The organism is Arthrobacter sp. Z1-9, assembly GCF_054792695.1.
On sequence record NZ_CP096456.1, the window covers coordinates 2,576,845 to 2,602,402 of the forward strand.

A 25,558-nucleotide genomic window follows, 5' to 3' on the forward strand; every position below is an offset into this window, starting at 1 on the left:
GGCGTCTGTGGTTCGGGTGCCAGCGGTTCGGGTGTCAGCGGTTCTGAGCCTCAGCGGTTAACGGTGACCTGGGCCAGCAGCTCGGGACCCCGGCCGTCCAGCCATTTCCCGCCAAGCATGACACCGGCCACAAACAGGCCCACTCCCAACAGGAGCCCGACGGCCAGGTTCAGCCAGCCGAACAGGGCGTTGCCGGTCACCAGCTGCGCGACCAGGAGGGCTGCCTCCGGCAAAACCAGGACCAGCAGGACCCCCAGTCCGGCAAATTGGACGGCAAGGGTTTGGCCCACGTTTCCCGGAGGCTTCTTGAAGGGGCTGTCGCCCGGCAGGGGAACCGCCGCCGTGTACCGGGCCGAGACCACGGAGGACAATCCCAGCCCGGTGAAGAGTATCCCCAGGCTCAGTCCCAGCTGGCCGGGCAAGGCGTCCCAGCCGCCGGTGAAGGCAGCTGCCCCTGTGGCAAACACCAGGACCAACGGCAGTGCGAAGGCCAGGCAGGCCAGCGCGCGGCCCAGCCTGTCGTCCACGCCACGGACGCCGCTGGCCAGGTGCAGCGCGAAGGCGGTGTTGTCATAGGACACGTCAGCGGAGATGGACCAGGCAAGGATGAATGCCGACAGCGGCGCCAGGAGCGCCAGGGTGCTGAAGTCGCCGGCCTGGCTGCCTTGGAAGACAAGCACCACGGGAAGGAGCGGCAGCACAATGAGCGAGCCGGAGTACCGGGGGTCGCGGAACCAGTACGTCAGCGCCCTCGCCATCACGGCACCGGCAGGAACAGCGGGCAACAACCCGAGCAGCCCCAGCTTGCCGCCCTTGCGCTTGCCCCTGCCGGAGTAGGGCGGGCTGACCAAAGCGCGTTCCAGCAGCAGCTTCCAGCACCAGGCAAGGCCGGCCAGCACCGCAACGGAAAGGAGCAGCTTCGCCGCTGCTTCGCCGGGCCGGCCTGCCTCGATGTCCCCCGCCAGGGACCAGGGGGCACCAAGTGGAGTCCAGGACAACGTCCGGGCGAAGTCGGGCAGGAAGCCGGTCGAGGCAGCGATCCCCCTTCCCACCCCCGCCACGATCGGGCCCAGCAGGACGAGGGGCACCATAAATGCGACGGCGCTGACATCCTTGAAGCGGCGGGACGACGCGAGGCTTGCCGTTGCGGTGGTCACCACTTTGGACAGCACAATGCAGATCAATACTCCCAGCGCTGCACCCACCAAAGCTGCAAGCGCCGGAAGGAAGCCCCGGGACCAGGTCACCACCGTGGACAGCGCCACCAGGGCTGTGGCCAGGCCCGGAATGCCGATCAGCCCGCCCAGCGCCAGGCCTGCCAGCAGCTGCTTCATGGGCACGGCGAACGTGGTGAAGCGGGCTGGATCAAGGGTCATGTCCGTGGCCGAGGCCACCACCGGAATGATTCCCCAGCCGAGCACAGCTGCGGAGCCGCCGAGCACCACGGCTGTGTACACCAGCTCGGGTTCCGCCTGGCGAAGCAGGACCAGGACGACCACCAGGGTGGCGACAACACTGAGCGCGTAAAGCCCCGCGAAGGCCATGCCCACCAGTTGCCACGGGCTGCGGCGCAAACCGTTGCGCAGCAGGGTGAGCTTGAGCCTTAGAAGGTGCGCAACCATTCCAGCCCTTCCGTGTGGCTGCGGCCGCCCACCAACTGGACGAACCGGTCTTCCAGGGAAGCGCCGCCGCGCACCTCGTCCACGGTTCCTGCGGCGAGCAGCCTGCCGCCGGCCACTACCGCCACGTGGTCGCACATGCGCTGGACCAGGTCCATCACATGGCTGGAGACGATCACCGTACCGCCGGAGGCCACGTAGCTGTCCAGGATGGAGCGGATGTTGGATGCGGAGACAGGGTCCACGGCCTCGAAGGGCTCATCCAGCACCAGCAGCCTGGGCGCGTGGATCAGGGCGGACGCCAGGGCGATCTTTTTGGTCATGCCGGCCGAATAGTCAACCACCAGCGTGCCGGCGTCCTGCGACAGGTCCAGGGCTGCCAACAGCTCCCCCACGCGGCTGGCCACCACGTCCTTGTCCATTCCCCGCAGCAGACCGGCGTAGGTGATGAGCTGTTCGCCGGTCAGCCGGTCAAAAAGCCGTACGCCGTCCGGCAGGATCCCCATCAGCCGCTTGGCTTCCAGCGGCCGGGCCCAGACATCCACGCCGTGGACGACGGCGGTGCCGAAGTCCGGGCGCAGCAGCCCGGTAGCCATGGAAAGCGTGGTGGTCTTGCCGGCGCCGTTGGGGCCCACAATCCCAAAGAAGGAGCCCGCGGGGACGTCCAGGCTGATCCCGTCCACCGCGATCTTTTCGCCGAAGCGTTTGGCGAGTCCCCGGATGGACAGTGCGGCCACGGGACCGGCGGGCGGCGCCGGATCTGGTTGCTGAGCAGTCATGATGCCAGACTAGTCCTCAGGCTGCGGCAGCGGGGTCCTCCTGCAGGAGTACCGTCCAGGGAGTAGAGGGCGCTTCTGCCGGCGAGGCCGGACCTGGAAAGCAGCCGCCGGAACCTGCCCACCGGGCTGCCGCTCTCTAGCGCACCTTGCGGATCCGGATGGGCCCTTTGGCCGTGGCGGGATCCACCACCGAACCGCCCTGGGTAATCTCCACCTCGCCGGCATCCACCAGCCGCCGGGCCGCCCTGCGGGCAGGCTCCATCAGGTCGCGCCAATTCTCATCGCCCACAGCACGGGCAGCATCCGACGGGCAAATGGTGGACGTAGCGGCCCTGGCAGCCAAAAGTCCCAGGATGGCCGCTTCCAGCTGCCTGTCCACCCCGTCACCAGCGTCCTGCCCTTTTTCGCGCCGCCCCTGAATCATCCTGTGCGCGGCTTTCAGAAGGTCCGCCGGGGCACCGCACGCTCGTACTGCGGCGCCCATTGGATGTCGTGTCCCAGCTCGAAGGCCGCGCGAAGCCACCAGTGCGGATCCCGCAGTGCCGCCCGGGCAATGAAGACCCCGTCGGCCTGCCCGGTGGCAACGGCATGCTCGGCTTGGCCGGCGGAGGTCAGGAGGCCCACCGTTCCGGTGGGCACGCCCGCGTCCCTGCGGATGGCGGCGGAGAAGCCCGTCTGGTAACCGGGACCCGCCTTGATCTGCTGATGGGCAACGGCTCCCCCGCTGGAAACATCCACGAGGTCCACACCGTGCTGCGCGGCTTCGCGGGCCAGCCGCACCGAGGCCGCAAGGTCCACCCCGCCGTCGGCCCAGTCACTGGCCGAGATCCTCAGCAGCAGGGGCATTGAGTCCGGAATGACAGACCGCACCGCATCAACCACGGCAAGCATCAGGCGGTTCCGTCCCGCCTCGTCCCCGCCCCAGGCGTCGGTCCGCGTGTTGATCAGCGGGCTCTGGAACTGGTGCAGGAGGTAACCGTGCGCCCCGTGGATTTCCACCGTATCGAAGCCGGCATCAACGGCGCGGACAGCGGCGGCAGCGAAGTCGCTGATCACTCCGTCGATCTGCTCCACGCTCATCACCGCGGGTTCGGCATAGCCGTCAAACGCCGACGGCGAGGGCCCCACCGTGGTCCATCCGCCGTCGGACTCCGGGACGCTGCCGTGCTTGCCGGAGAAGGGCCAGTAGGTGGACGCCTTACGGCCCGCATGGGCCAGCTGCACGCCGATCTTTGCCTCCGCCGCCCCGTGGCGGTGCACGAAGGACGTAATCCGCTGCCAGGCCTCGGCCTGGGCATCGTTGTAGAGGCCGGCGTCGCGCGGGCTGATCATGCCTTCGTGGTTGACGGCGGCAGCCTCGGTGAGGATCAGTGCTGCGCCGCCGGCAGCGAAGGAACCCAGGTGCATCAGGTGCCAGTCGTGCGGAACGCCGGGTGCGGCGTCGGCATCGCAGCTGTACTGGCACATGGGCGAGACCCAACCGCGGTGCTGGAGCTCCAGCGAGCGGAGCTTCAGCGGCTCGAACAGCGCGGACACTAGAAAAGCACCCTCGCGAGCGCCTGCCGGGCCTTGGCTACGCGTTCATCGGCCGCGCCCACCACGTCGAACAGCTCGAGCAGGCGGACCCGGGCGGTCTCGCGCTCGGGTCCGAAGTTCCTGCCGATGAAGCTAACCAGGCGGTTAAGCGCATCCTCCACATGGCCGCCGGCAATATCCAGGTCAGCAACGGCAAACTGTGCCTCCAGGTTGTCCGGCTCATTGGCCGCCTGCTCCCGCAGTGCTTCGCTGTCCGCGCCCGTGAGCGGCTGGAGACGCTCCATCAGCTCCACCTGGGCCAGCCCCGCCTTCGCCTCGTGGTCGGCAGGCATCTCGTTCAGCGCCTGCCGGTAGGCTTCTGCCGCCGCCGCATAATCACCGGCTTCAATGGCGTCAAAAGCGGCCTGGTGCAGGGGCGGCAGGGGTTCAGGCTCCCCGGGCTGGGCAGCGCCGCCGCCAAGGCTGCCGGTCACGCCGTTTGCTGCGGCCACCTTCAGCAGTTCGTCAAAAAGGCTGCGGACCTGCTGTTCATCGGCACCGCCCTGGAAAAGCGGCACCGGCTGGCCCTTCAGCACGGCAACGGCCGTAGGCACGGCCTGCACTTGGAACGCCTGGGCCAGTTGCGGGAACGCTTCAATGTCCGCGGCGCCGAGAACCAGCCTGCCACCATAGCTGTCCACCACGCGTTCCAGGACGTCCAGCATGGTGGATGACTCGGGCGAGTAGGAAGCCCACAGGGCAAAAACCACCGGCACCTGCGCGGACAACTCCACCAGTTGCTGGAAGTTGCCTTCGGTCACGTTGACCACCAGTTCGGGAGCGGCGCCGGGCTGCGCCCCTCCGGGCGTTTCCGTCCCCACCGGCGGCGCAGCCGGGGCCGCGGCGGCGGGGCGCTGCTTCAGGGAGGAAAGGTCGACGGCGCCGCGCAGGTTAAGCAGGTTGGCAGCGGCAGGAGGGACTGGGCGGGAAGCTGGCGAACTCATGCTTTCCACTCTAGCCACTCCGGCCGCTGCCGGGGGTACTGCAGATACTGCTCTTACTTGAAGCTGGCGCCCACCAGGCCGCGGGTGGCGGCCACAAGCCTCATGGGGTCGGTGGAGCCTGCCGGCGGAACGTAGACCGCCATGGACTCGGCGAAGTTCAGGACCATGCCGGTGGTGGTTTCCTTGCCGCCGGCGAGAGCCGCGGCATCGTCACCGATGGTGAGCTTGTCACCGGCAGCCTTCGGCGTCCCCTCGAAGCCGAAATTGATCCGGCCCAGGACCAGCGCGCCGCCGTCGGCGGTGCGGAACACCACTGTGCTTTCGGGAACCACCTTGTGGGTGAAGGAGAAGTTACCGTTCTCGCCTGCCTTGACCACCTCGGCCTGGTAGGACAGCGTGTCCGCGATGTACGGGGAGGACTCACCCTCCACCAGTTTGTCCTTGAAGGCGGAGTCTGCGGAGGTGAGGCGGTCGGCGAGGCCGGACATGGCCTCTTCGCCGCTGTACAGCAGCCCGGTCTTGTCACCGGCAGCAAGCGTTTCCGTACCGTTACGGTTGATGGTGGGGAAGGTGGTGCCAGGCTGCAGCGGATTCGTTTCCACCAGCTTGTAGTTCTCCCGAGGAGAGGCCTGCACGAGCGTCAGCAGCTGCGGCACCACGTTTCCCTCGCCCTGGGTCACGGCGAGGGCGGACCTGGGCCAGTCGCGGTTGCTGGTGACCACCGTGGTGAGGAGCTTGGTGGAACGCACGGGCATGCGCGCCTCGTAGGATCCCACCTGCGAGCGGATCTTGTAGTTCTGCGTCCGGACTTCGAGTTCGGTCCCGCCCACGCGGTCGGCAAGCTTCGCTGCATCCTTTGCTGCGTCGCCGGCGTCAGCGGCGCTGGAAACCTGTTCCAGGATGCGGCGCACCTGGGCATCGAGCAGCACCGGCGAACCGGACTGCTCCTGCGCGGCCGGGGCCGTTGATGACGAACCCGGGGAAGGCTCAGGCGCCGGCGAGGTGGCGTTCGCGGCGGCGCCCGTTCCGGCCACGACAGCTGCAGCAACCACTCCGGCGGCCACCATGGTCACACGCGAGGATGAACGCGCCTCGGTTTTGGAAGGGGCACGCTCGGCGAAGCCGCTGCCCCTGCCGTCGCCTTCACCGTCGCGCTTGCGCAAGGAAAGCAGGGCAAGCACGATCCCGCCGAGGATAAGGAGAGAGCCCAGCACCATCAGGGGAATGGCCCACGGCGTGGAGGTATCGTTCGGGAACGTCATGGAGATGGAAGCTGGAGCAGGCTGGGTCCCGTCAGCGGCAAGCAGGAGGGTCCAGTCGCCATCGGCGGGCGGCGTCCAGGAATACTCGAGCTGGCCGCTGGCGTTCTCCGTGGAAACCCAAAGATCGGAGCCGGCGGGGCTGGGTGCGGTGGCTTCGCCGTCGGCGTGTTCCACCTGAAGGGCCTTGCCGTCCTCCGATACCCCCGTGACGGTGTTGTGGGCCGCCTGGCCTACCCAGGCGTCCACGTCATCGGGGCGCCCTGCCGCCAGCAGGAAGTTGCCGTCGCCCTCAACGTTGATCTTGACGGTGCCGCCATGCAGGGTGCGCAGGTTCTGGTCTATGACGGTCAGCGGCGCCGCCTCGGCATCAGCGGGCGCAGCGGCCGTGAAGGTCTCGGACGGAGCCCAGATGGTTCTCTGGCCGATGCCGGCCAGCAGTGTCAGGAGGCCGAGCAGCACGAGTGCGACTGCAGTCTTTAAACGCAAGGGAACACCTATCATCAGCGGGGGTTTACCTTCAATAGTAACGGTTTGGTTACCCAGGGCCTTTGTTGCAGCGCCGGATACGCGCTTTCCGCTGCCTGCGGGACGGACCCCTCCGCGGGTGTTGACAAGGCTGCTGATAGTGTTTGCGATGATCATCACACCGGCCCGCGCCAGCGGCGCCACGCACCGGACAGGCCCTAAATTCCATTGACTGACAAGACGGACGAGTCCTCCGCGGCACCCGAGAATCCGGCGGACGCTGAGCGTTCGGCGAACGCTCAGCAGGACCCTGTGCCGGTACGCCGGAGGGGGTCCGCGGCTGCAGCCCTCGGACTGGTGGTACGCCGCCTTCGCCAGCCGCTGCCGGGGGCCCAGCCGAGGCTCCGCTTCGAGATGCCGCCGGAGTACTTCCACCAGGACAACCAGGTTGGCCACCAGCCCGGCGAGGTGGAGCCCCAGTTCGGTGATCCCGGGCCCCGGATGTCGCCGCAGCATCCCCTCTACATGGGTTTTATGGGCACCGTGGGCGTGGGGCTGGCCCTGCTTGTCTACTGGATCGGATCCAACACCACGCAACTGCTGCTGTGGATCGTTGCGGCGTTGTTCATCGCCCTGGGCCTGGAGCCGGTGGTGGGCTGGCTGGAGAGCCGGAAGATCCCCCGCCCGGCAGGAATACTGGTCTCCGTGACCGTGCTGGTGAGCGCCGTCGTCGGATTTTTTGCCACCCTGATCCCCACAATCGTTGGGCAGGTAACAGAGATTGTCCAGCAGGCGCCCATCTGGGTGCGGGACTTCATCGATTCCGAGTTCTTCCGCAGCCTTGACGACCAGTTCGGCGTCCGCGACCGGCTCACTGAGGAGCTGGACAAGTTCGTTAACGACCCTGCTGCCGTGGGCGGGATTTTCGGCGGCGTGGTCACGTTTGGCTCAACGGTGGCCAACGGCCTGTTCGGCACCCTGATTGTCCTGGTGCTGAGCCTGTACTTCCTGGCGGCCCTGCCGGCCATGAAGAAGTGGGGCTACCGGCTGGCACCGCGTTCCCGCCGGGCCCGCGTGGAGGCTTTGTCCGAGGAGATCACGCGTTCGGTTGGCAACTACGTCATTGGGCAGGCCTGCGTGGCCCTGCTTAATGCCACGTTTGCCTTCATCGTGATGTCCATCGTGGGGATCCCCTTCGCCCTCTTGCTGGCGTTTGTGGTGGCCCTGCTCGCCTTTATCCCGCTGGTCGGCGGGCTGATTGCGGGAGTGCTGGTAGTCCTCATCGCGCTGACCGAAGGCTGGCAGGCCGCCGCTGTTTACGCCGTGTGCTACTTCGCGTACCTGCAGTTCGAGGCCTACTTCATCTCCCCGCGCATTATGCAGAAGGCCGTCGCGGTGCCGGGAGCGGTGGCTGTTATTTCCGTCATCGCCGGCGGCAGCCTGCTCGGTGTCCTCGGCGCCCTGATCGCCATTCCCACGGCGGCCGCTGTCCTGCTGCTGATCCGCGAAATCTACATCGTGCGGCAGGACAAGCACTGACCCACCGGGGCTAAGGCTGCCCGGGCCTGGCCTTTTCCGGCCTGGGCCTTTCGTCTGGTCTTTCCGGCCTAGGCCGGGGCGGTGGCCACGGGCCCGTCCCATTCGTGCGGCAGGCCGGTGCCGCCGGTGCCGCCTTCAGTGACCTCTTCGACGATCTCGTTCAGCACGCGCCCCGCGTACTTCTCCCCCACCCACAGGTGCTTGGCGCCCTTGACACCCACGACGCGCGCCTGGGGCACCAGGCCGAAGCGGGCTGTTGCGGCCTCCGGCTGGAGATAGTCATCGTGCTCAGGCACCAGCACCTTGAGCGGTTTTCCGGACTGCGCCCACTGCCGCAGATGGGCGTCCTTGGCCCGGTGCAGCGGAGGCGACAGCAGCACGGCGCCCTCGATCTGCGAGGCGACCGGCTCGGCGGCCCCGTACATCAGGGCAAGCTCCGTGCCGAAGGACCAGCCCACCAGCCACCGGTTGGGCAGGCCGCGTTCGACGGCGAAGCGGACCGCCGCCTCCACGTCATGCCGCTCACCGACACCCTCCTCGAACGCCCCCGTACTGGTACCCCGCGGGGATTCGGTGCCCCGCGTGTTGAACCGCAGCACCGCGATCCCGGCGAGGGCCGGCAGCCGGTAGGAGGCCTTGCGGTAAACGTGGGAATCCATGAATCCGCCGTGCGTGGGCAGCGGATGAAGGGTGATCAGGGTGGCCTTCACGGGCCCGGACTCCGGCAGCGCCAGTTCGCCTACCAGGGTATGGCCGTCCTCCGTCTGCAGCTCCACGTTTTCGCGCCGTGCGGGCAGGACAGTGGCGGCACGGATGGGAGCGGGACCGGTGGACTGGCTGAATTCATACGACGCCGGATCAAAAGTCATGCCTGCCAGCTTAGCGACAGCTGCGCCCGGGCCCCTACCGGTACCGGTAACTGCGGGTCATCCAGCAGTTTGTGTGCCAATGGCGGCGTTCCGCCAGCCCCGCCGCGGCGCCAAACAGGTGGTCGTCCTTCCAGACCACCAGGTGCGCAACCCCAGGCAGAACGGCAGTGGAACACTCCGGGCAGATATACGTCTTTTCGGCGTTCCTGGCCGTCATGGTGCGGACCATCCACTCGCCGTCGGGAGCGCTTTCCCGCCGGGCGATGCCTGCCCTGGCGCGTTCCAGGTCAAGCTCAGGACCTTCGCCGCTTCCCTTCTTGCCGGCTGCCCTGCCCGCACCGGCACCGGCTTTTCCGGACACGGGACGGCGGGGACGGTTGGATCGCGGCATGCATCCATTCTGCCCCAGCACAGGACCCCGCCGGACCCTGACTTCCACCCCTGCACGACGTGCACGGGCCGAGGCCGGCGGCACCAGACGGTAGTCTGTACGGCGTGCGACTTGTCATAGCCCGATGCTCTGTTGATTACGTTGGCCGGCTCAAAGCCCATCTCCCCCTTGCCACCAGGCTCCTGCTGGTCAAGGCTGACGGCTCTGTCCTGGTCCATTCGGACGGCGGCTCCTACAAGCCGCTCAACTGGATGAGCCCGCCGGCCACGCTGCGGGTCTCTTCCCCCGAGGACGTGGACCTGGAGCTGGGCGTCGTTGAGCAGTGGACCGTGCAGTCGGCCAAGACGGACGACCGGCTGATCATTAACATCCACGAGAAAATCAGTGAATCCTCCCATGACCTCGGCGTTGATCCCGGCCTGATCAAGGACGGTGTGGAGGCGGACCTGCAGCGGCTCCTCGCTGAACAGATTGAAACGCTCGGTGAGGGCTTCTCCCTCATCCGCCGCGAGTACTTCACGGCGATCGGACCGGTGGACATCCTGGCCCGGGACGCGGGCGGCGCCACCGTGGCCATTGAGCTCAAGCGCCGTGGCGACATCGACGGCGTGGAGCAGCTCACCCGGTACCTTGAACTGCTGAACCGCGATCCGCTGCTGGCCCCCGTCCGGGGCATCTTCGCCGCGCAGCAGATCAAGCCGCAGGCCAAGGTCCTGGCGAACGACCGCGGGATCGACTGCGTCACCCTTGACTACGATGCGATGCGCGGTGTGGATGACAGCGGGTCCCGGCTGTTCTGACATCGCCGGTCCCCCGCGGTCCCGCCGGGCCTTCAATTGCCCCCAATTGGGCTCTGACCAGCTGAATTAACCGTCTTTTAACCCAAAATTTATCCGATTCCCTGTCCAAACCGTTGACCTCCGCCGGGCAGCGTGAAATTCTTATCTCAGTCTTTGTGTAGGTGTTTTTCATGCTCGCAAGACATGTTGCGAGCGCGAAGCTCCTGCAGCGCAGGTCCCTTTTCCGGACAGGCAATCCAGGATTCTTCTCGCGGAGTGACCAAGGCCGGCACGAGGTGTGCCGATCTTAAACAAGTTCCACAATGAGGAGAAATAAAATGGCACAGGGAACCGTCAAGTGGTTCAACGCTGAAAAGGGCTTCGGCTTCATTACCCCGGATGATTCCGATGGTGATGTCTTCGTGCACTACTCGGAGATCCAGACCGGTGGCTTCAAGACCCTCGACGAGAACCAGCGTGTTCAGTTCGAAATCGGTCAGGGCGCCAAGGGCCCCCAGGCAACCGGCGTTACGCTGGTCTAGTCCCCGCCGCCCGGCCACGTGATGTGTCCGGCAGCGAAAGAATGGTCCCCGGCAATTATGCCGGGGACCATTTTTGTTGAATTGCCGGTTCCGTCGTGCGGCCCCATCCGGCGGTTTTGTTTGGCCGGAGCGCGCATTGTTGGTGCTAATAGAAAGAGTTCACTTCACCAATTTGCGCACCAGGCGCGCGCCCTGCGGAAGGGAAAGCCCGGGCAAGTAGGCGCGTGTTAATGCGCGGCCAATAGCGGGCAGGTGCAGCGGATCCTGGTAATACAGGTAAAGTGCACGGTACTCCGGCTTGAAGCGCGACTTGAATGCCGCCAGGGACCGGAATCCATACACCGGTTCCAGGGCATGCCCCACCAGGTCAAGGATCCGGACCAGGTTATCCGCCCGGTCCTCCCCGCCGGAACCGCCACCGGTTCCGGGGACGCTGGCCAGCGGAGAGCCCGAGAGGGAAATGACCTCCACGGACGTGCGCAGCTCGAGCACCGCGGAGGCGATCAGGAATTCCATCACCCCCGGGAAGCCCTCGGCGCCCCGGCGCATAACGTCAAGCGTCCTGCTGACCAGGGTCCCGCCGTCGTAAACGGGCAGCCAGCTGGTCACTCCTTGGACGGTGCCGTCTTCGTCAACGGCGAGGCAGCACAGGACCTCCGGATCATCGAGCTCATCGATGCCGCCGAGGGTAAAGCCCATCTCGGGGACCGTTTTTCCGGCCGCCCATTCCTCGGAGACTTCACTCAGCCGTGAGCGCAGCGCCGCGGGAAGCGACTCATATGATCCCCAGACAGCCCTGACTCCGAGTTTTGCAGCACGGTTCAGCGCCGTGCGGACGTTCTGCCATTCCTTGCCCTTGAATTCGAGTTCGCGAATGGCCAACCGTGTCTCCTGAGCCACTGCAACCCGTGAAAATCCACGCTCCTGGAGCATGGGCCAGAGTGTGTCGTCGCAGGAGTAGAGCGCCGGGATCATGGCTTGGCGGCTGCAGTGGGCCAGAAACCCCGCGGTGACCTCCTTCTGGCCCTGCGCCGGACCAAAGGCTCCGCCCAGTGTCAGCGCCACGCTGCCGTGCCGCTGGAAAGCCACCGCGCCAAGGCCATCCGGACTGAACCAGTACGTATTGGGTTCCCAGAGCGCCATCCAGGACAGCGGTCCGCCGCCCTGGTGAAGCAGGTTGCGTGCCTTGATCCTGTCCTGGCGCCCGGAGTCGTTGCCATGATGTCCGCCCAGCAGCGCCCACCACACGGCCGCCAGCGCAATCACCCAAAACACGGGACCGGAGTAGGCAAAAAGGACAGCCTCCACGCTGTTGCGGTCAGCGAAAACGCGGTGGTAGTGCTGAGGGATGGGAACAGGTACATACTGCCGTGCCAGCTCCGCGAACAGTCCGAGCAGGCCGCCGTCGCGCGCTAACCCGCCCGCCCAGAACCAGGCCACTGCGTACGAGCCGGCAAGGACAAGCCAGGTTCCTCCCACCACCAATGCCAGCATCCGCCGTGCGGAAGGAAGCGTCTGGACGCGGAACTGCCGCCGGTTGAACCACAGGAGCGCTGCCAGCAGCAGTGGAACGCCCACCAACGGAAGTACGTGGGCAAAGGCAGATCCCAGCGGTGGAGCTGTGGGGCCCTGCAGCCGGGACGGCACCAGGGCGAACAATGCCAGGTAGACGGCGGCCAGCCCCGTGACGGCGAGCTGGATTGCGAGGGCAATGTTCAACGCCAGCCGCCGGCCGCGGCGCATTCCATCCGCGCAAATCAGCAGCAGGACCACCGGAACCACGGCAAGGGCGAGGCCGAATGGCCCGGCAAAGCCCGCCCTGCCGGCTTCCAGGCAGGATGCCTCCACCGTGGCACCACAGTTGAAGGCAAGTTGGCTAAGCGTGGGCATGGGATTAAGGACGACGTCCCGCAAAAGCGCCAGCGGGCCGGTGGGCGCCCGCGCAATGCCCGTGAGGATGGGGCCTACCGCGAAAACGGCCACGGTGAGTGCGAGCAGGTTCCGGGTCTCCCGGCCCGTGGACCGGTGCCGGTGCAGGTGGCCGTGGTCGCCCTGGATCCACCAGCCCGCCAGGAGTCCCAGGACGGCACCGAGCAGTCCGATGACCGTCTCCGCATGCCCAACGTAGAGCACCAGCAGAAGCGAGATGGACAGCACGCCCGTGCGCAGCCGGCGCTGCCACAGGACCGGCAGCCTGCCGCTGGCCCCGAGGGCCGCCGTCAGGATTGCCGGATAGGGGCCGATCAGGATGTCGTCGGCCATGCGGTCCAGCCATCCGTCACCCACGAAGCCGGCCAGCTGGGTCAGCAGCAGGAACAGCGTGACGGCAGCGAACTGGCCGCCAAAGAAGAACCCGGCCGCCGCGGGTGTTCCCATCCTGCGCTCGGCGAGGCCCAGCAACAGGAGGATCATCAGGGACGCGGCAACATAGGCCAACGGGTTGGTCGCGAAGAAGAGGCTGGTGAACAAGGACCACCAGTTGCCCTCGCGCAGCCCCGGTCCGCTCACTCCCGCCACATCCAGCAACTGCTCGGGCGGCCCCGCCAGGTAACTGCCGGTGATTGCCCCTGCTGCGAGGAACACTGCAAGCACTGCCATGGAGAACGGCATCGATTTCAGGGAGGCGATGATCCGGTCCCACGCCGGGCGTCCCACTGTTGTCCAAGCCAGGGACGCTGTAGGCACCTGTTTCACGGAGGTCATTGCTGAAGTCCCCACCTGTCGGCCAGGAACTGCAGCGCGTCTGCGATGCGCTTCGAGGACGTGTCCCACGAGTGTCCGGTGTGTTCCACCTCGTGGGCGCGCACCGTGAAGCCGGCGTCCCGGGCAGCTGTGGCCAGCGTGTGAAGGTACGCCACGAATTCCGGGTCATCCTGTCCTGCCGTCAGGTACACCGCGCTGGATTCGAACCGGCGTTCCTTCATGATGGCCAGGGGCGTCTGCCGCTCGAACGCATTCGGGTCCCCCGGGAAGGCGGCGTCGATGGTTTTCTGCCGCTCCTTCGCAATGGCCGGCTCGGCTTCCCCGGAAAAGGAGAGGACGGACGGGAACAGCCCGGGATGCCGGGTTCCCATTTGCAGGGCGCAGGTGCCGCCGAACGAGAATCCGCCGATGGCCCATCGGTTGTGGTTGGTGTCAACGGCAAGAGTGGAGCTGATCCACGCGGGCACATCCCGGGACAGGTAGGTATCGGCCTTGGCTATCCGGCTGTCCATGCACATGGTGTTGGCCGACTGCGAGCCGTTCGGGTCCGGTACCACCACCACCGGGGCAACGCCGCCATGGGAAGCGGCAAAGGAGTCCATGTGGGCCTGCAGGGTGCCCCCGGTGAGCCAGTCCGCGGGCCCGCCGGGCTGGCCGGCCACCAGGACCAGGACGGGAAGGGCGGGGCGGTTCTGCGCAAAGTAGGCGGGTGGAAGGTAGATATAGGCTTCGCGGGTGTTCATGCCGGACAAGGCGGCGGGAATAACAGATTTCCGGAGCACTCCCCCGTCCGGCATGTCACCTTGCGGTGCCCACCCAAGGAGCGGAACGCCGTCGGCCTCCCCCGGCTGCCGCGTGAGGTCCGGCTCGAGGACGGGGATCCGGGCCAGCGACGTACCAAACAGGTCGCTCACCGTGCGGTTGAGCCCGAAGTAGGCATTGATCTGGACGGAGGAAAGGGCCGCCACCAGGAGCACTGCCACCAGGCCCGCGGCACGGCGGCGCCAGTTGCTCCGGGGCAGCCGGAGCAGGAACAGGATCAGGGCGGCGGCGCCGGGCACCACCCACAGCAGGACCGGATCCGGAATGTTCTCCGGGAATACGGAGAAGACGTTGATGAGGGCCCAGTGGACCGTCGCCACCAGCGCGAAGGCCAGGGCGGCAGCGGCAATGACGTGGAAGAACCAGCGCAGCCGGCGATGCTGTGGGGGCGGGGCCACGAGATACACGGCACCCGCAACGCCCAGGGCAAGGGCAAGCCAGTACACCGGGCCGTCGGTGAGCCGGAGATCGAAGAACCAGTCCACGCGGGCTAGCGCCAGGTACCCACGCCGATGACCGGCCCGGCCTCAAGCCAGGACGAGAGGCCGGCATAGGCGTCAAACTTCATGGCAAGGCGGAGGTCCTGCCCTTCATACCGCAATTCAACAATCACGACGTCGGGCTGGACCTTGACTGCCTCGGCTTCGGTGGGCTTGCGGCGGCCCAGCAGTTCGAGCGAGTGCCGCTTGAACTTGTGCTTGGGCCGGACACTCAATGAGAGCAGCCGGAACCACTCAAGGTCGTTGTCCTGATAACGACAAACCCCCATCTGCCAGCTGTTTCCAGCCATGCAAATGGAGGCGTCCACCGTGCCGAGGGCACGCCGCAGATTGAAGCGGCGCACCCCCGAAAGGCACAGTGCAAAGATCAGCAATCCAAAGGCGATTGCCATGGCGATGAACGGAAGACTCGGTGCGTCCATCAAATTGGTGCTAGCGGATCCCAGCGGTAGCCGAGCCGCCCAGGTGGGCGTTGTCAGCAACAATAACCACGCGGTCGTTGTCAACGGAGAAGAATCCGCCGTCAACATCCACGGCAATGCGGTCACCGGACACCGGCTGGATGGCCAGTTCACCCTCGGCCATGATCGCCAGCAGGGGCGAGTGGCCGGGCAGGATTCCGATTTCACCATCGCTGGTGCGGGCCTTGACCATCTTGGCCGCTCCGGACCAGATGAACCGGTCCGCTGCGACAATCTCAACCTCAAGCTCAGCCATATTACTTGGTCTGTTCCTGGATCTTGGCCCACTGGCGCTCAACGTCATCGAGGCCGCCGACGTTGAAGAACGCCTGCTCCGCGATGTGGTCAAGGTCGCCGTCGCAGATGGCGGTGAAGCCCTCGACGGTGTCCTTGATGGAAACGGTGGAGCCCTCGACGCCGGTGAACTGCTTGGCGGTGTAGGTGTTCTGCGAGAGGAACTGCTGGATGCGGCGTGCACGCGACACCACAATCTTGTCCTCTTCAGACAGTTCGTCAACACCAAGGATGGCGATGATGTCCTGGAGTTCCTTGTTCTTCTGCAGGATCTGCTTCACACGGACAGCCGTGTTGTAGTGGTCCTTGCCGATGTACTGGGGGTCCAGGATTCGTGAGGTCGACGTCAGCGGGTCAACAGCCGGGTACAGACCACGGGAGGCGATTTCACGGGAAAGTTCCGTGGTCGCGTCGAGGTGTGCGAAGGTGGTTGCCGGTGCCGGGTCGGTGTAGTCATCCGCGGGAACGTAGATGGCCTGCATCGAGGTGATGGAGTGGCCCTTGGTGGAGGTAATGCGCTCCTGCAGGAGACCCATCTCATCAGCCAGGTTGGGCTGGTAGCCCACAGCCGAAGGCATGCGGCCGAGGAGGGTGGAAACCTCGGAACCTGCCTGCGTGAAGCGGAAGATGTTGTCGATGAAGAGCAGCACGTCCTGGTTCTGCACATCGCGGAAGTACTCCGCCATGGTCAGGGCGGACAGGGCCACGCGGAGGCGCGTTCCCGGCGGCTCGTCCATCTGGCCGAACACAAGGGCAGTGTCCTTGAGGACGCCTGCCTCTTCCATTTCAACCCAGAGGTCGTTGCCTTCACGGGTACGCTCGCCCACGCCGGCGAATACGGAAGTACCACCGAAGTTGCGGGCAACACGGGTGATCATTTCCTGGATCAGAACGGTCTTGCCCACGCCGGCGCCGCCGAACAGGCCGATCTTTCCACCCTTGATGTACGGGGTGAGGAGGTCGATGACCTTGATGCCGGTCTCCAGCATCTCGGTGGAACCCTCAAGCGAGGCGAAGTTCGGTGCCTTGCGGTGGATCGGCCAGCGTTCGCTGATGTTCAGTTCCGACTCTTTAACGTCCAGGGGCTGGCCCAGGACGTTGAAGATGTGGCCCTTGACGCCGTCGCCAACAGGCACGGAGATCGGGGCGCCGGTGTCCACCACGTTGGTACCGCGGACCAGTCCGTCGGTAGCCTGCAGGGAGATGGCGCGAATGAGGTTGTCGCCCAGGTGCAGGGCGGTCTCGAACGTGATGGTCTTGGTTACACCGTTGAGAGTAATCTCGGTGGTGAGGGCGTTGTAGATGGACGGGATTGCGTCAGCCGGGAATTCGACGTCGACAACCGGGCCGATTACGCGCGCAATGCGGCCGGTGGCACCGGACGTTGCGGCTACGTGTTCGGTAGCAATGGCAGTCATCTCTCTCACTTCACTCAGTAGATGGCGTGGGTTTAAGTTTATCTGTGGTGGTGCAGGTCCAGCGGAATCCGAAGGTGGTGCAGGCTAGGACGCAAGGGCGTCGGCGCCGGCAACAATCTCGGAAAGCTCCTGCGTAATCTCAGCCTGGCGGGCCGTGTTGCGCAGACGCGTGTACTTCTTGATGAGGTCCGTGGCGTTGTCGCCGGCGGACTTCATGGCCCGCTGGCGTGCAGCAAGCTCGGAAGCTGCTGCCTGCAGCATGGCCGCGAAGATGCGTGATTCGATGTAGCGCGGAAGCAGGGCGTCAAGAACGCGCTCCGTTTCCGGCTCGAATTCGTACAGCGGCAACAGGTCCGACTCAGAGGCTGCCTGTTCTTCCACTACTTCCAGCGGAAGCAGGCGGATGACCGTGGGCTCCTGGGTAACCATGGACTTGAAGCGGGTGTAGACAACGTGGATCTCGTCCACGCCGCCCTCTTCAAAGTCGGTTGCGAAATCAGCCAGCAGTGCTTCGCCGACTTCGCGCGCGGTAGTGAACTCGGGTGCGTCGGTGCCTCCGGTCCAGACCCGCGCGTATTCACGGTTCCGGAATTCGTAGTAGGCCTGCGCCTTGCGTCCGACGAGGTACGTCTTGACTTCCTTGCCTTCAGCGTGGAGCAGCTCATTGAGACCCTCCACCTGCTTAAGCACGCTTGCCGAGTACGATCCGGCCAAGCCACGGTCCGAGGTGATTACCAGGACTGCGGCACGGCGGATCTGCTCCGGCTCGGTGGTCAGCGGGTGGTCGATTTCGCTCTGGCTTGCGACAGCAGAAACGGCGCGCGTGATCGCGTTCGCGTAAGGCAGTGAAGCTGCTACGCGCGCACGGGCCTTGCCGATGCGCGAAGTAGCGATCAGTTCCATCGCCTTGAAGATCTTGCGCATCGACGTGGTCGAGCTGATCTTCTGGCGGTAGACCCGAATCTGGGCTCCCATACTTATCCTTTCCTAACATTCCTTAGACCGGGCGCGCCGGGCCCTTCGGCCCGGCGCCCCCGGTCAGTGGAACTAGCGCTTCTGCTTGACGATTTTTTCCTGGTCGACATCGCCCTCGGAGATGGCGCTGTGCTCCTCATGGCCGGCGCCTACCAAGTGGTTGTCGCCCTCGCCGAAGAAGCCCCTCTTGAAGTCCACGATGGCGGACTTCAGAGCAACCGCGGTGTCGTCGTCCAGCACGTTGGTCTGGGCCAGCGTGGTGAGGATCGAGGACTTGTGGGCCAGGTGCTCCAGGAACTCGGACTCGAAGCGGCTGATGTCCTCAACCGGCACGTCATCCAGGTAACCGTTGGTGCCGGCCCAGATGGACACAACCTGGTTCTCGACCGGGAACGGCGAGTACTGGCCCTGCTTGAGCAGTTCCATCAGGCGGGCGCCACGGGTCAGCTGCTGGCGGGATGCGGCGTCCAGGTCCGATGCGAACATGGCGAATGCCTGCATGTCGCGGTACTGTGCCAGGTCCAGCTTCAACGTACCGGAGACCTTCTTCATGGACTTCACCTGTGCGGCGCCGCCCACGCGGGACACGGACACACCGACGTCAACAGCGGGGCGCTGGTTGGCGTTGAAGAGGTCCGACTGGAGGAAGATCTGGCCATCGGTGATGGAAATGACGTTGGTCGGGATATAGGCCGAAACGTCGTTCGCCTTGGTCTCGATCAGCGGCAGGCCCGTCATGGAACCGGCACCCAGTTCGTCGGACAGCTTCGCACAACGCTCCAGCAGGCGGGAGTGCAAGTAGAACACGTCGCCCGGGTAGGCTTCACGGCCCGGCGGGCGGCGCAGCAGCAGCGATACGGCACGGTAGGCCTCTGCCTGCTTGGACAGGTCATCAAACACGATGAGGACGTGCTTGCCGCCGTACATCCAGTGCTGGCCGATGGCCGAACCGGCGTACGGTGCCAGGTACTTGAAGCCTGCGGGGTCGGAAGCGGGAGACGCCACGATGGTGGTGTACTCCAGTGCCCCGTTGTCCTCGAGGGTCTGGCGGATGGCGGCGATGGTGGACGCCTTCTGCCCGATTGCCACGTAGATGCAGCGGACCTGCTTGGTCACATCGCCAGAAGCCCAGTTGGCCTTCTGGTTGATGATGGTGTCGATCGCGATGGCGGACTTGCCGGTCTGGCGGTCACCAATGATCAGCTGGCGCTGGCCGCGGCCGATCGGGATCATGGCGTCGATGGCCTTGAGTCCGGTCTGCATCGGCTCGTGCACCGATTTGCGCTGGGTCACGCCGGGAGCCTGAAGCTCCAGCGCACGGGTGGTCTCGGCCTTGATTTCGCCGAGGTCGTCGATGGGCATGCCCAGCGGGTCGACAACACGGCCGAGGAAGGCGTCGCCCACGGGAACGGACAGAACCTGTCCGGTGCGGTGGACTTCCTGGCCTTCTTCAATGCCGGTGAAGTCGCCGAGGATGATGACGCCGATTTCGCGGACGTCGAGGTTCTGGGCCAGGCCCAGCGTGCCGTCCTCAAAGCGAAGCAGCTCGTTCGCCATGACCGAGGGAAGGCCCTCAACACGGGCGATGCCGTCACCAGCGGTGGTTACGCGGCCGACCTCTACGCGCTCTGCGTTTCCGGGTTCGTAGGACGCCGCGAACTCGTTCAGCGCATTACGGACGTCGTCGGCGTTGATGGTCAATTCGGCCATCTGCAGTCCCTGCTCTCCTGTTTTGTGATCACCGTTGCGATGACCGGGGTTTCTATCAGTTTTGTTGTGCCTGTCCGGCTAGCCGGCCAGCTGGCGCTGCAGCTCGCCAAGGCGGGTGATGACCGAAGCGTCAAGCACTTCGTCACCTACCTGGACGCGGATGCCGCCAATGAGTGCCGGGTCAACGTTCACGTTGACCTTCAGTTCCCGCCCGTACATCGCGTTCAGGCCCGCCTGGAGGCGTGCAAGCTGCGTCGGTGTCAGGGGACGGGTCACGCTGACCGTTGCAATCCAGCGCTGCTGCCGCTTGGCCGCCAGTTCGGCGAACCGTTCCACAAGCCGGGTGGGCTTGATGCCGCGGGGCTGGGTGACCGCCTGCGTGATGAGGACCTTTGCTTCCTCACTCACGCCCGGCACCAGCTTCTCGGCCAGGGTTGCCTTGGCTGCAGCGCTGGCCTGCGGTTCGGACAGAGCACGTTGTACCTCGTGGTTGGAGGCAACGGCCTGGTTGAAGGAGAACAAATCGTTCTCCAGCTCCTCCAGGCCAGAGATTCCGGAGGCAGAAACGGCCGACTTGTTTTCAGCAACGGAAATGACCACCGTTGCGGCAAGAGTCTCGAGTGCATCGCCGATATCCCGTGCGGTTGCCCAGCGTGAGCTGGCCAATCCGCCCGCGATCTCTGCAGCATCAGCGGAGACTTTTCCGCCAACCAGCTGCCTGACCAGCGCCGACTTTTCGTCACCATTGCGGGACGGGTCAGTCAGGGCGCGGCGCAAGCCAGCCGAGCTGTCCACCATTCCCAGAATTCCGAAGAGTTCCTTTGCCAGCTGCAGTGACGCCGTCGGAAGCTTCGCTTCCAACTCGGCCAGCCCTGTTGCCAGCGATTCGCTCGATACGCCTGCCATTACTTAGCTGCACCTGCGTTCTGGGTCTCCAGATCTGCCAGGAAGCGGTCCACTACCCGTGCTGCACGCTGGTCGTCGTTCAGGGATTCCCCAACGATGCGGCCGGCAAGGGTGGTGGCCAGGGTGCCGACCTCCGAACGCAGCGACACAACGGCCGCCTGGCGCTCGGATTCGATCTGGGCATGGGCCTGGGCCGTGATGCGAGCAGACTCTGCAGCTGCCTTTTCCTTGAGATCCGCCAGGATCTGGGCACCTTCGGCGCGGGCTTCCTCACGGATGCGGTTGGCTTCGGCGCGGGCGTCGGTCAGCTGCTGCTTGTACTCTTCGAGTGCAGCAGACGCCTCAGCCTGGGCCTTTTCAGCCTTTGCAATGCCGCCTTCGATAGCCTCGGCACGCTCGGCGAAGGTCTTTTCGAACATCGGGACAACGAACTTGACCACGATGAACATGAGGATGGCAAAGCCCACGAGGACAACGCCCATTTCCCAGACATTGGGAACCAGGGGGTTGACTTCGCCCTCAGTGGCGGCTGAGATGATCAGCTGATTCATATTTCACCCGTCCTTTTCTACTCGGTTCTGTAAATTCGCTTCGCTCTAAGGACTAGGACTAGAGAACGAAGGCGAAGACCAGGCCGAGGATGGCGAGGGCTTCGGTCAGCGCAAGGCCGAGGAATGCGATCGGCTGCAGGACACGCTGTGCTTCCGGCTGGCGGGCGACGCCGTTGATGTAGGCAGCGAATACGAGACCAACACCGATACCACCGCCGATTGCGGACAGACCGTAACCTACGAGGTTGAGATTGCCTTCCATTTTTCTTCCTTTCAAGATGCCACCCATGTGGCAGGTTGTTTGGGTTGCTATCATCCCCGCGAGGGGAAGCTTAGGGGTGCCTAGTGGCTGTCGGCGTGAAGCGCGCCTTCAATGTAGATCGCTGTCAGCAGGGTAAAAACGTAGGCCTGCAGGACCATGATCAGGGCTTCAAGCATGTACATGGCGATGGCGCCAGCCAGGACCAGCACGGAGGTTCCCTTGAGCAGGACGTTCTCCTGCATGATGAGGAACTCGATGCCATACCCGGCGATCATCACGATGAGGTGTCCTGCGAGCATGGTCGCGAACAGACGGAGGCTGTGCGTGACGGGCCGGACCAGGAAGTTGGAGATGATCTCGATCGGGATAACGATCGGAAGGATGAACCAGGGAACACCGGAGGGCACGGTGGCCAGCTTGAAGTAACGGAGTCCGTTCTTCTTGACGCCGATGGCGATCCAGGTGAAGTAGACGATGCCCGCCAGCACATACGCGCCGCCCACGTGCGAGAACGTGGGGAGCTGGAAGAACGGGATAGCGCCGTAGATGTTGTTCACCAGGATGAAGAAGAACAGGCTGAACAACAGCGGGACGTACTTCATGAAGTCCCTGCCGCCGATGATGTCCTTGGCGATTCCGTTGCGGACGAAGCCGTAGGCGGCTTCGCCGGCGAACTGGAGCTTACCGGGTACCAGCTGCTGCTTGCGTGCGGCGAGCACGAAGAAGACGGCGATAAAGACTACAGAGAGGAGGACCAGCAGCATCTGCTTGGAGAATCCTTCTGCGGCACCCCACGGCAGGATTGCCGGCAAATGCATTTCGTTAATACCAGGAGGAGTAAACTCTCCTGAATCTTGGGCCGGGAGCGCAAGCGCGATCAACGCGTTTCCTCTCTGCAGTGTCCATCATTGGGCGTTGGGCGGGGACCGGCAGCCTGACGGCCTGCTGTTCCCCCTGTGAAATTATTTGGCATTAGTGTTGCCGTCCTGGGACGGCCCGCTGGCAGCATGGCGCTCCCCAGCATTTTTTCGAGAACTGGTAAGGCCATGCATGTGGGAAAGGTAGAAACCTCCGACGGCTCCAAGCAGAGCGCCTGCGAGCACGATCCAGCGCGTTCCCCACACGTAATCCAGTCCCCACCCTATCAAACTCCAGACGATGATTCCGCCAATGATGTAGCTGAATACGGCCATCCCGGCGTTGTATCCGCCGCTGGTTCCGTCGCTTGATACACCGGGGGCGGAGCCGCTTGATACACCTCTGCCATTGGTGCCTTCGCCGGGCTTGTTTGGATCACGCATCGCGGGTTTCCTTGGTTTCTGGATCGTTGTAGATCTGGAGGCGGGCTTTGCTGAAACCGTAAATTTCAGCGGCCTGCCACAGGACGACGGCGGTGACGGCGCCGGCGACAAACCAGCGGCCTTGCAGCCACTGCGGAGCGCCGATGACGAACAGGACCACGGCGAACCCCACCACCTTCACAACATAGGTGGCCACAAACATGCCAATGGCTCCGGAAGGATTGCTGCGTCCCACGACGTGGCCCACCACAAGGCTGATGCCAAAGAACAGCATCACCAGCAGCCCGCCCAACGTACTGGACAGGGCGCCGTCCGGACCGGCCAGGATTCCTGCAGCAACGGCACACAGTGCCAGCCCGGCCGCAGCGGCCACCGAACTTCGCTTGAGGAGGTTCAGCCACAGGGACGGCGTGGGGCCGGATGCGCCAACGTTTCCGTTGCCGGACACGGGTCCGGACTCGGCGTTGGAGGTCATGCGATCCCAATCGTCGGCACCAACCGGCAGCTAGCCGGGAGGCAGGGTGGAGGGGCAGCTTTGGCTGCCCCTAAATTCTACATGAGATAGAAATAATTCTGCACGGGGATTACGCCTGGTTATCGTCGCTGCGCCGGGAGAGGTAAGGCCACGCGGTGATAAGGCCCATCACCAGGGTGGCGAAGATGTCAACGGACAGCACGATCTGCCAGGGGAAGATGGCGAAGGCCAGTCCCCCGAAGGAAAGGATGCCGGTCCAGAGGTACATCAGGATGACGGCCGTGCGGTGCGAATAACCGATGTCCAGCAGTTTGTGGTGGAGGTGGCCGCGGTCTGCGGACCAGGGCGAACGGCCGCGGGCAGTGCGCCGGACCACCGCTAAACCAAGGTCCAGCAGCGGCAGGAAGAGGACGGCAAACGGAAGAAGGATGGGTATTACGGTAGAGATACCGTTTGCCCGGTCGTAGAGGCCCGAGGTGATCTGCCCCGTTGACACCACGCCGGCCGATGCCATGAGCAGGCCGATAAGCATTGCACCGGAGTCACCCATAAAGATCTTGGACGGAAACCAGTTGTGCGGCAGGAAGCCCAGGCAGCTGCCCACCAGGACTGCCGTAATAAGGGTGGCAAGATCCGAGTAGTCCAGCAGCACGGCGTTGCGGTGGACCCAGTACGCGGTGAAGAAGAAGGCAGTACCACCAATGACGGCCACTCCGGCGGCCAGCCCGTCCAGGCCATCAATGAAGTTGAAGGCATTCATGGTGGTGACGATCAGGCCGGCGGTCAGGACCACCCGCAGAGTCTCATTCTCCAGGTAGATGGGGTCAGGCACCCACGGGACGATGGTCATCTGGACTCCCCAGATGGCAACTGTGAGGCCCGCGGCGCTCTGGCCAATCAGCTTCACCCACCAGCGGATGTCCAGGAGGTCATCCGCAACCCCCACCAGGACGATAACGGCCGCGCCGGCGAGGACGCCCCAGGGCGAGAAGTTGTTCCGGTAGATGTCCTTAACAAAGAAGGACTGGCTGGCAACGATAAGCGCCACCATGATTCCGAGGAAGATGGCCACACCCCCCAGCCGGGACACCGGAATGGAGTGCATGTCGCGGCTGCGGATGGGAAGGTGCAGCTCGAGCCGATGGCCCACGACCCGCGCACCCCAGGTGGCGAAATAGGACACCACAGCAGCGGTGAGCCCCATCAGCAGGTACATGATCATGGGGCGGTAGCCGTTTCGGGGGTGGTGCTGAAGCCGGACAACCGCGTTGAGGGATGGTCCTTGGTCGATGGGCTCACTGGTCGGGAATCTGTTCTTCGATAAATGAAACTTCTCCGTCGCCGAGCGCGCAGCAGGCAGTGCATTTTTACTTGTACGCAGTGCCTTACAGGGCTGTATTACAGTGGACTCTAGTCAAAGATACTAGCGCCAACAGCATCATGGCTTCGCGCCACACTGGCGCACCGCGCGCGGGGAAATCCCTGTCAGCCATGCTGAAAGGACCCCCATGACCCCCCGCATAGCAGTTGCCGCCGTGACATTCGACCGGCCGAAGGAACTGGCTGTCCTGCTGGATTCGATCAACAAACAGACGGCCGCTGTGGACACGATCTGCCTGGTGGACAGCGGCAAAACGCCGGCACTGGACGTCGCCGCGAAGCACCCGAACGTCGACTACGTCCGGTCCGAAGCCAACCTCGGCGGCGCGGGCGGTTTCTCCCTGGCTGCGCTCAAGGCGGTCGCCAGCGGCGCCACCTGGATCTGGATGATGGACGACGACGCCGAGCCGGCCGACCCTGAATGCCTCGCCACGCTGCTCCGGGAGGCTGAGGCACGCGACCTGGAGGCGGTGGTCCCGTTGGTGACGGCGCCCGGGCAGCCGGACCGGCTTTCCTTCTTCTTCCGCCTGGATGGCAAGGTCACCCACAGCCGTGCCGAACTGGAGAAGATCGGTTTCCTTCCGGGCGACGGCCACTTCTTCAACGGCGCCTTGATCCGCTCTGACGTCTTCTTCAAGGTGGGCCTGCCGGACATTCGCCTGTTCATCCGCGGGGACGAGGTGGATTTCACCATCCGCCTCCGCAAGGCCGGCATCCGCTTCGGCACGGTGACCACAACCGCAATCACGCATCCGCACGCCTTCTCCGAGACGCAGCACGTGTTCGGGGCCCGCTGGCACGTCATTGTTCCGGAGTCAGCATTCAAGCGGTACTACTACTACCGGAACCGTGGCTACCTGATCCGCCGGTACTTCCGCGTCCGGTCTTTTGTCGCCGACGTCGGCGGTTACCTGGGCTATTTCGCGCAGCGGCGGGACCTGCCCGGATTCCTGGGCTGGGCCAGGTCCTTCACCACCGGCCTCCGCGGCAAGGGCTTCGCGCCGCTGGAGGACCAGAAGTTCTAGGCTGCAGCTTC

Annotated in this window: 26 protein-coding genes; 4 read left to right on the plus strand and 22 right to left on the minus strand. The window is 64.7% G+C overall.

Translation table 11 applies throughout. The annotated features are described in order from the left end of the window. Positions 1 to 50: 50 nt before the first annotated feature. From M1D93_RS11925 to M1D93_RS11950, 6 genes are all read right to left on the minus strand, one after another. Positions 51 to 1,622, minus strand: coding sequence for a transporter (locus M1D93_RS11925; protein ID WP_461171748.1), 1,572 nt, complete (start codon positions 1,620 to 1,622; stop codon positions 51 to 53). Beyond that, on the minus strand, positions 1,604 to 2,398 hold the full coding sequence (locus M1D93_RS11930; RefSeq protein WP_461171749.1) for an ABC transporter ATP-binding protein: 795 nt from the start codon (positions 2,396 to 2,398) through the stop codon (positions 1,604 to 1,606). Before M1D93_RS11930 ends, M1D93_RS11925 begins: the two co-directional genes overlap by 19 nt. A gap of 136 nt (positions 2,399 to 2,534) precedes the next feature. Further along, complete coding sequence (locus tag M1D93_RS11935; RefSeq protein WP_461171750.1) at positions 2,535 to 2,822, minus strand: DUF3253 domain-containing protein; 288 nt, start codon at positions 2,820 to 2,822, stop codon at positions 2,535 to 2,537. Between the two features lie 14 nt (positions 2,823 to 2,836). Further along, on the minus strand, positions 2,837 to 3,934 hold the full coding sequence (locus tag M1D93_RS11940; RefSeq protein WP_461171751.1) for an NADH:flavin oxidoreductase/NADH oxidase: 1,098 nt from the start codon (positions 3,932 to 3,934) through the stop codon (positions 2,837 to 2,839). Next, entirely contained in the window at positions 3,934 to 4,917 is a 984-nt protein-coding gene (locus M1D93_RS11945) for a co-chaperone YbbN (RefSeq protein WP_461171752.1), read from the minus strand. The genes M1D93_RS11940 and M1D93_RS11945 overlap by 1 nt, the downstream gene beginning before the upstream one ends. 53 nt (positions 4,918 to 4,970) lie before the next feature. After that, positions 4,971 to 6,680 (minus strand): hypothetical protein, encoded by a 1,710-nt coding sequence (locus M1D93_RS11950; protein ID WP_461175004.1) that lies wholly within the window; start codon positions 6,678 to 6,680, stop codon positions 4,971 to 4,973. A gap of 192 nt (positions 6,681 to 6,872) precedes the next feature. Between M1D93_RS11950 and M1D93_RS11955 the strand changes: the two genes are divergently transcribed. Next, positions 6,873 to 8,183: an AI-2E family transporter gene (locus tag M1D93_RS11955; protein ID WP_461171753.1), complete on the plus strand. Its 1,311-nt coding sequence runs from the start codon at positions 6,873 to 6,875 to the stop codon at positions 8,181 to 8,183. A gap of 68 nt (positions 8,184 to 8,251) precedes the next feature. Here the strand turns inward: M1D93_RS11955 and M1D93_RS11960 are convergent, their stop codons facing one another. After that, on the minus strand, positions 8,252 to 9,052 hold the full coding sequence (locus tag M1D93_RS11960) for an alpha/beta hydrolase (protein ID WP_461171754.1): 801 nt from the start codon (positions 9,050 to 9,052) through the stop codon (positions 8,252 to 8,254). Positions 9,053 to 9,086: 34 nt separating this feature from the next. After that, positions 9,087 to 9,443 (minus strand): ATP/GTP-binding protein, encoded by a 357-nt coding sequence (locus M1D93_RS11965; RefSeq protein ID WP_461171755.1) that lies wholly within the window; start codon positions 9,441 to 9,443, stop codon positions 9,087 to 9,089. 104 nt (positions 9,444 to 9,547) lie between these two features. Here M1D93_RS11965 and nucS point away from each other — a divergent pair, with 104 nt between their 5' ends. Both nucS and M1D93_RS11975 read left to right on the plus strand, forming a co-directional pair. Beyond that, on the plus strand, positions 9,548 to 10,243 hold the full coding sequence (gene nucS, locus M1D93_RS11970) for an endonuclease NucS (protein ID WP_461171756.1): 696 nt from the start codon (positions 9,548 to 9,550) through the stop codon (positions 10,241 to 10,243). A 317-nt stretch (positions 10,244 to 10,560) separates the two neighbouring features. Next, on the plus strand, positions 10,561 to 10,764 hold the full coding sequence (locus tag M1D93_RS11975) for a cold-shock protein (RefSeq protein ID WP_011692441.1): 204 nt from the start codon (positions 10,561 to 10,563) through the stop codon (positions 10,762 to 10,764). Positions 10,765 to 10,923: 159 nt separating this feature from the next. On the opposite strand, the gene M1D93_RS11980 is transcribed toward M1D93_RS11975, so the two are convergent. The 14 genes from M1D93_RS11980 to M1D93_RS12045 all read right to left on the minus strand — a co-directional run bounded on the left by M1D93_RS11980 (position 10,924) and on the right by M1D93_RS12045 (position 24,364). Next, on the minus strand, positions 10,924 to 13,467 hold the full coding sequence (locus M1D93_RS11980) for a bifunctional lysylphosphatidylglycerol flippase/synthetase MprF (protein ID WP_461171757.1): 2,544 nt from the start codon (positions 13,465 to 13,467) through the stop codon (positions 10,924 to 10,926). After that, the gene (locus tag M1D93_RS11985) at positions 13,464 to 14,774 is read right to left on the minus strand and encodes an alpha/beta hydrolase (protein ID WP_461171758.1); all 1,311 of its coding nucleotides are present in this window, start codon (positions 14,772 to 14,774) and stop codon (positions 13,464 to 13,466) included. The genes M1D93_RS11980 and M1D93_RS11985 overlap by 4 nt, the downstream gene beginning before the upstream one ends. 5 nt (positions 14,775 to 14,779) lie before the next feature. Then, on the minus strand, positions 14,780 to 15,211 hold the full coding sequence (locus M1D93_RS11990) for a DUF2550 domain-containing protein (RefSeq protein ID WP_163162502.1): 432 nt from the start codon (positions 15,209 to 15,211) through the stop codon (positions 14,780 to 14,782). A 10-nt stretch (positions 15,212 to 15,221) separates the two neighbouring features. Continuing rightward, the gene (locus tag M1D93_RS11995; RefSeq protein WP_461171759.1) at positions 15,222 to 15,506 is read right to left on the minus strand and encodes a F0F1 ATP synthase subunit epsilon; all 285 of its coding nucleotides are present in this window, start codon (positions 15,504 to 15,506) and stop codon (positions 15,222 to 15,224) included. A gap of 1 nt (position 15,507) precedes the next feature. After that, complete coding sequence (gene atpD / locus M1D93_RS12000; protein WP_461171760.1) at positions 15,508 to 16,962, minus strand: F0F1 ATP synthase subunit beta; 1,455 nt, start codon at positions 16,960 to 16,962, stop codon at positions 15,508 to 15,510. 84 nt (positions 16,963 to 17,046) lie between these two features. After that, positions 17,047 to 17,937 carry a F0F1 ATP synthase subunit gamma gene (locus M1D93_RS12005; protein ID WP_461171761.1) on the minus strand — a complete coding sequence of 297 codons (891 nt, stop codon included), beginning with the start codon at positions 17,935 to 17,937 and terminating at the stop codon, positions 17,047 to 17,049. Between the two features lie 72 nt (positions 17,938 to 18,009). Beyond that, positions 18,010 to 19,647 carry a F0F1 ATP synthase subunit alpha gene (gene atpA, locus M1D93_RS12010; RefSeq protein WP_461171762.1) on the minus strand — a complete coding sequence of 546 codons (1,638 nt, stop codon included), beginning with the start codon at positions 19,645 to 19,647 and terminating at the stop codon, positions 18,010 to 18,012. 78 nt (positions 19,648 to 19,725) lie between these two features. Beyond that, the gene (locus tag M1D93_RS12015) at positions 19,726 to 20,553 is read right to left on the minus strand and encodes a F0F1 ATP synthase subunit delta (RefSeq protein WP_163162496.1); all 828 of its coding nucleotides are present in this window, start codon (positions 20,551 to 20,553) and stop codon (positions 19,726 to 19,728) included. Continuing rightward, on the minus strand, positions 20,553 to 21,104 hold the full coding sequence (locus tag M1D93_RS12020) for a F0F1 ATP synthase subunit B (protein WP_461171763.1): 552 nt from the start codon (positions 21,102 to 21,104) through the stop codon (positions 20,553 to 20,555). Before M1D93_RS12020 ends, M1D93_RS12015 begins: the two co-directional genes overlap by 1 nt. Positions 21,105 to 21,162: 58 nt before the next feature. Continuing rightward, entirely contained in the window at positions 21,163 to 21,366 is a 204-nt protein-coding gene (gene atpE, locus M1D93_RS12025) for an ATP synthase F0 subunit C (RefSeq protein WP_009356484.1), read from the minus strand. Positions 21,367 to 21,446: 80 nt separating this feature from the next. After that, positions 21,447 to 22,247 carry a F0F1 ATP synthase subunit A gene (gene atpB / locus M1D93_RS12030; RefSeq protein ID WP_461171764.1) on the minus strand — a complete coding sequence of 267 codons (801 nt, stop codon included), beginning with the start codon at positions 22,245 to 22,247 and terminating at the stop codon, positions 21,447 to 21,449. 81 nt (positions 22,248 to 22,328) lie between these two features. After that, positions 22,329 to 22,667, minus strand: coding sequence for an AtpZ/AtpI family protein (locus tag M1D93_RS12035; protein WP_461171765.1), 339 nt, complete (start codon positions 22,665 to 22,667; stop codon positions 22,329 to 22,331). Continuing rightward, positions 22,660 to 23,142: a hypothetical protein gene (locus M1D93_RS12040; protein ID WP_461171766.1), complete on the minus strand. Its 483-nt coding sequence runs from the start codon at positions 23,140 to 23,142 to the stop codon at positions 22,660 to 22,662. The genes M1D93_RS12035 and M1D93_RS12040 overlap by 8 nt, the downstream gene beginning before the upstream one ends. Positions 23,143 to 23,251: 109 nt before the next feature. Further along, positions 23,252 to 24,364, minus strand: a complete 1,113-nt coding sequence (locus M1D93_RS12045) for an MraY family glycosyltransferase (RefSeq protein WP_461171767.1) — start codon at positions 24,362 to 24,364, stop codon at positions 23,252 to 23,254. 286 nt (positions 24,365 to 24,650) lie between these two features. Between M1D93_RS12045 and M1D93_RS12050 the strand changes: the two genes are divergently transcribed. Beyond that, on the plus strand, positions 24,651 to 25,547 hold the full coding sequence (locus tag M1D93_RS12050; RefSeq protein ID WP_461171768.1) for a glycosyltransferase: 897 nt from the start codon (positions 24,651 to 24,653) through the stop codon (positions 25,545 to 25,547). Positions 25,548 to 25,558 lie beyond the last annotated feature (11 nt).